General features: G+C 54.9%; 3 protein-coding genes. All 3 read right to left on the reverse strand.

Annotation, left to right across the window (positions count from 1 at the left end; translation table 11 throughout):
* Positions 1-41: 41 nt before the first annotated feature.
* Genes recD2 through GOB90_RS18375 form a run of 3 tightly spaced genes read right to left on the reverse strand, consistent with a single transcriptional unit; the run spans position 42 to position 5,519 of the window.
* Positions 42-2,261, reverse strand: a complete 2,220-nt coding sequence (gene recD2 / locus GOB90_RS18365) for an SF1B family DNA helicase RecD2 (protein WP_146893021.1) — start codon at positions 2,259-2,261, stop codon at positions 42-44.
* The gene (locus tag GOB90_RS18370; RefSeq protein WP_146893019.1) at positions 2,258-4,483 is read right to left on the reverse strand and encodes a site-specific integrase; all 2,226 of its coding nucleotides are present in this window, start codon (positions 4,481-4,483) and stop codon (positions 2,258-2,260) included. The genes recD2 and GOB90_RS18370 overlap by 4 nt, the downstream gene beginning before the upstream one ends.
* 4 nt (positions 4,484-4,487) lie before the next feature.
* Positions 4,488-5,519, reverse strand: a complete 1,032-nt coding sequence (locus GOB90_RS18375; protein WP_146893017.1) for a tyrosine-type recombinase/integrase — start codon at positions 5,517-5,519, stop codon at positions 4,488-4,490.
* Between the last annotated feature and the right edge of the window lie 66 nt (positions 5,520-5,585).

A 5,585-nucleotide genomic window follows, 5' to 3' on the forward strand; every position in this document is an offset into this window, starting at 1 on the left:
ATTTATGTGGAATACAATTTCACAACCTCAAAAAAGCAATTTTAAGGTTTCTTTAGGCGGGATAGATGACCTGTACCTGACGTACCCACCAGCCAGTCTCTCAGTTTTGACCAACGTAGCCTTCCGCCCTGATTTCGCACAGCTATGGCCAGAGCCTTCTTCTGCCCGACCAGCACGACGAGCTTCCGCCCCCGTGTAACACCGGTATAAAGCAGGTTCCGCGCCAGCATCGTATAATGCTGCGTCACCAGCGGGATGACCACTACCGGATATTCCGAGCCCTGGCTCTTGTGAATGGTCGTCGCGTAGGCCAGCACCAGTTCGTCCAACTCGCCGAAGCCGTAAACGACCTCCCGTCCATCGAATAAGACCGTCAGTTCGCCCTCTTCCACATCGATCTTGTCGATAACGCCGAGATCCCCGTTGAAGACGTCCCGGTCATAATCGTTGGCGATCTGCATCACCTTGTCGCCGGGACCGTAGGTCCAGCCGAACCGCTCGACCTTCACGTCGCCTGCCGGGTTCAGCGCCTGCTGCAACTCGATATTCAGCGACCGTGCGCCCAGCCCACCCCGGTTCATCGGGCAGAGCACCTGCACGTCGCGGACCGGGTCCAGCCCGAACCGCGCCGGGATGCGGTCCTTCACCACGGCCAGCAACTTGCGCAGTCCGACCTCGGGCTCAGCCGCCTCCACGAAATAGAAATCCGATCCCTCTTCCGCGCTCAGCTCCGGCATCTTCCCTTCGTTGATCCGGTGCGCGTTGGTGATGATCCGGCTCTGTGCCGCCTGGCGGAACACCTCGGTCAGGCGCACCACAGGGACAGCATCGGAGCCAATGATATCGGCCAGCACCTGCCCCGGTCCGACAGAAGGCAACTGGTCCACGTCGCCGACGATCAGCAGAGCCGCGCTGTCAGGTAACGCGCGCAGCAGGGAGCGCATCAGCAGCACGTCGACCATGCTGGCCTCGTCCACAACCAGCAGGTCGCAGGTCAGCGGGTTGGTATCGTCCCGTTTGAAACTGCCATTGCCCGGATCCGTCTCCAGCAGTCTATGGATGGTCTTGCCTTCCAGCCCCGTGCTTTCCGACAGGCGCTTCGCCGCCCGGCCGGTCGGCGCGCAAAGTTGCACGTCTGTGCCCTTGGCAGTCACGATCTTCAGAATGGCGTTGACCAGCGTGGTCTTGCCCACGCCAGGACCACCCGTGATCACCAGCACCTTGCTACGCAGTGCAAGGCGCACCGCTTCCTGCTGGCTGGGCGCCATGGCAAGTCCGGTCTTGCCTTCCACCCAAGTCATGGCCTTTTCAGCATCGATCTCCGGCCAGGGCGGCCGACCCACGGCGCAGGCGCGCAATCGCTCGGCGATGCTCTGCTCCGCGCGATAGAGACCAGCCAAGAAGATGCAACTCGTCTCTCCCACGCTATCAGCGACCACGTCTCCCGCTTCCAGCTCCAGCGCGAGGGCTGTTTCGATCAGAGGGGCGGCGACCTCCAGCAGTTCGGCGGTGCTGGTCAGGAGTTCACCGACCGGGAGGCCGCAATGCCCTTCATCCATCGCCTCACCAAGGGCATAGGAGATCCCGGCCCTCACCCGGATCATGGCATCAGGCGCGATCCCCATCTTCCGGGCGATCTGGTCGGCGGTTTTGAAGCCGATGCCCCGGATGTCCTTCGCCAACCGATAGGGGTTCTCGCTGATCAGTCTGACCGCATCCTGCCCGTAGGTCTTGAAGATCCGTACCGCCCGCGACGTGCCGACGCCGTTGCTGTGCAGGAACAGCATGATCTCGCGGATCACCTTCTGGTCTGCCCAGCCACCGACAATCCGTTCGGCCCGCTTGGGACCAATGCCTGTCACTTCCCGCAGGCGATGCGGTTCCTGCTCGATCAGGTCGAACACGGCCTCGCCGAACGCTTTCACCAGTTTTTTGGCATAGACGGGACCAATGCCCCGGATCATGCCCGAGCCGAGATAGCGCTCTATGCCTTCGACCGTGGTCGGCGGACTGGCCTTGAGGAACTCCGCCTTGAACTGCAAGCCGTGGGTGTGGTCGTTGAACCAGCGCCCCGACATCTGCACGAACTCACCCGCCGAGATCATGGCGGCATGGCCGACGACAGTGACCAGATCGCGCTGCCCCCGCACCTTCACCCGCAGGACGCAGAAACCGTTCTCGGCATTGTGGAACGTCACCCGCTCCACGAGGCCGGCCAGCGCTTCCGTTTGGCATTGTTCTCCAACCACGGCACTGGTCATTCTGATTCTGTGAACGGAGAAGACACTTGGGAACCGCATGTTGCCGAAATTTCGCCAGGCGTTCGGCCATCCAGCGCTGGCTTATCTCGAAGCTTGTTTAACATTCCCTCCAATGCTTCAACGTCTCCGGACACGGCATCCCGTTCCTCTGGGCTTAACCAGACCTCTTCCAGTAAACGATTGGCTGCTTGCTGAGCGGCCAGGACAACGCCCTTGGCGCTTGGCTTCGGAATATTGAAATAACAGCGTGCGCATGCCATGCGATGCGGACAAGTGCTCCAAAACGCATTGCTACAGTAAGAATCACCTAAATCGTAATACTTCCAAGGTGCTCCATCCTTCGTTGCGCCTGCCGCAATAACCTCCTTATCAATAACAATTTCGATCATCCGCGCCGCCTGATCCGCCTTGGCAAACGCACTCGCCAATTGCGTAGGTTTCGACCGAACATAGCTCATCGTCGATTGAACGGACGTATGGCCGCACCATTTTGCCAAATCGAATATTGTCATTCCTTGCGGAACGCTGGCCAGCATAGAAACGGCTGAAGCCCGTCCACGGTGACTTGTAATACGGCCTTTACTGTCCTCAATCGGAATACCAGCCTTTTTGCACAAAAGCGGGATAACAGTCTGATTTAAAACTTCCTTCGCGATTGGCCTGTTCCGAAGTTGAAAGAGAAAATGTACATGTTCACCGGTTCGCCGATCAAGATGTTTGCGGGGTGACGCTCGTTTTTTCATCCAGGCCGTAATGTACTTATGAACAGCATGGCCGACCGGTTTAGTGTACGCGACCGAAGTTTTACCTTCCGGAACATCAAGCCAGCAGACCTGCCCTGCCGGAACGACGTTGCCAGACTGATCAACCACATCCTCTGATTGTTCGCGCGTGCAGCCGACCCGAAGTCGGGCGATCTCATTGCTCCGAAGGCCTGCATGTGTCCACACCACGGCGATTGCCTGCAACAGGGCGAATGGATAGAAACAGTCAGGAGAAAGATCGTCTGGTTCAATGTTGAAGCTGGCCCAGGTCAGTTTCAGCCAAGAAGCATCATCTATGGTCCTAGGATTTACGCCAAGATATTTCGCAATATTCTTCGGTGTCGAGAGATGATATCGCGGATTACACCGGAGCTGCGCCCATTCCCAACTCTGAATATCAGATAAAAACCGACGCATAACCTGATAATAAGCAACTTTCGTTGGAGCCTGTAGAGGCTGGCCAACTGTTGGGATCAGACGATAATCAAAGGTGGAACCGCCCCAATCGCCAATACGTAACCTGTCGACGGCGGCGAGATAGTCGGCACATACCGATACCGTCCATTGCTCTGGTCCTGTGACCTCAGGATGCTCGCGACCCAACCAGATTCCGATACGGGTCAGAGTGTTGTAAACTGCTCGCCTCGACCCTTCTCGCAAGGTTGTTGTTTCCAACCAACGTCGGCACCATGTCATCCACTCAGGATTGATATTATCAGTTTCAGTTCCATGACGAGGTTGGTATGCCCGGAAATGAATAACCTTCGATGTAAGCCCCATTGCGGCCAAACCGTTTGACAATATTCCAATCCGCTTGGCGATATGATTTCCTGTGTAACACTCTCGTGTATGTTCCAGTATCTTCCTATCAAAACTTTCAAGTTTTGGATTCTCGCCTTGTAATGCAACTGCAGCAAATACTGATGGTACGAGGGGCCGAACGGTCTGACAGACGAAGCCGACACGGGTTAGGGCCGAGAACAGACGCTCACATTCTGTATCAACAATCTCCGCTCCAAAAACCAATCGGGCAACGACAGCCGTCGCCACATTGCGTTGAATTTTGTACACGCTTCGAAAACCACACAGAAGATAAGCGACTGCAATCAACTGCGGTACCATTCCGGTTTTTTTCAGAACAGGACTATTATTGATAATCTCAACCCACAGGTCTTCACTCCACCCCCAGTAGGGTTTTTCCTGGTGTGCGACCGTCAGAAGCAAATACTTCAAAGCACGATGGCTGTTAGCGCGGTCGAGATTGCTGCGATACAGGATGTCCGTCAGAGGCTTATGAAGACGCGGAGCCTGCCGTTTCGTAATAACAAGATTTTCTTCTTTCCAACGTCTGACAACTTTTAATTCGTCTGCAGACAATGTCGCCCGTCTGTCGTATTCATCGAGATTAATGTGGAATTTGTATTCGGGCTGGATGTGAGAAACCTGATATTCGGCCACTGTTCTATCCTCCGAAGACCCTGTTACCAAGATTCATATCCATCTGTTCGACCGAGTGTGCGATTTTACGGAGAAGATCTTCACCAGATAGATGGATATAAAGTGTCGTACTTTGAACATTGCGGTGTCCGGCATACGTTGCGATATCGTGCAGACGCCAGCCTGACCGGGCCAAGTGCGTCAGTCTCAGATGTCTCAAGGTATGAGTACTGAACGCCGGTATGCCGGCTTGAAGGGCAAGACGTCTGACAGTTTTGCTCCATGACCACTTCGTTATGGGCTGTCGAAAGTTTCGATCTGACTCAGACAGAAACAAGGCACCTGAATGGGTTGTCGCACCGCGTCGACGATGTAAATACACTGCCAACACAGGACAAATCACTGCTGAGTAACAAACCACTCGAGCGTGTGCACTTTTACTCGTCTCAGCCCGAATAGTGAGGAGACGTCTCGCAGGGTCAATATCCGACACCCTCAAACCTACTAACTCTTCTCGGCGCAGTGCGCCATAGTAGGCCAGGGCGAACATGAGGCGATTTCTGACTGTTTCCTGTGCGACTATTTCTTGCAAGCGAGCCCATTCTTCGTCAGATGGCAAATATGGCAGTAATTTGGAACGACGTACCAAACCATACCTGAACCCGACATGCTCCGAGAGTGGGCCGCGCCCTACAACCGCCTGCCCTCGCGGCACCGGATTTCGATGTTTGATTCCTTCAAAGACCAAATGATCATACCAAAGTCGGACGGCGGACAGGCGCTGATGAAGCGTAGCATTGCTCACAGCAGCGCGAATGGATAGGAAAGGAACGTCTTCTCCACGTAAATACCTTACAAATAGTGAAACATGACTCAAAGTTGCTGCCTCAGGAGCAACACCTGCTGCCTCACAAAAAAACAGATACTGTTCCAGACCTCTGGCATAGGCGTCTATGGTAGCGGGCGAACGGCCAAGATTGTCGAGCAACGAAAGCCATAAGCATCCTTGAGAGTTCTCAGAAACCTGCGGATATCGTGACCATTTAGGCTCAGGCATCGTACCCTCCCTTTGCAACACGAAGGTATAGATTCAAGCCGATGTATTCCAACTAACTTATAAGAT

The organism is Acetobacter oeni, assembly GCF_011516825.1.
Lineage (GTDB): Bacteria > Pseudomonadota > Alphaproteobacteria > Acetobacterales > Acetobacteraceae > Acetobacter > Acetobacter oeni.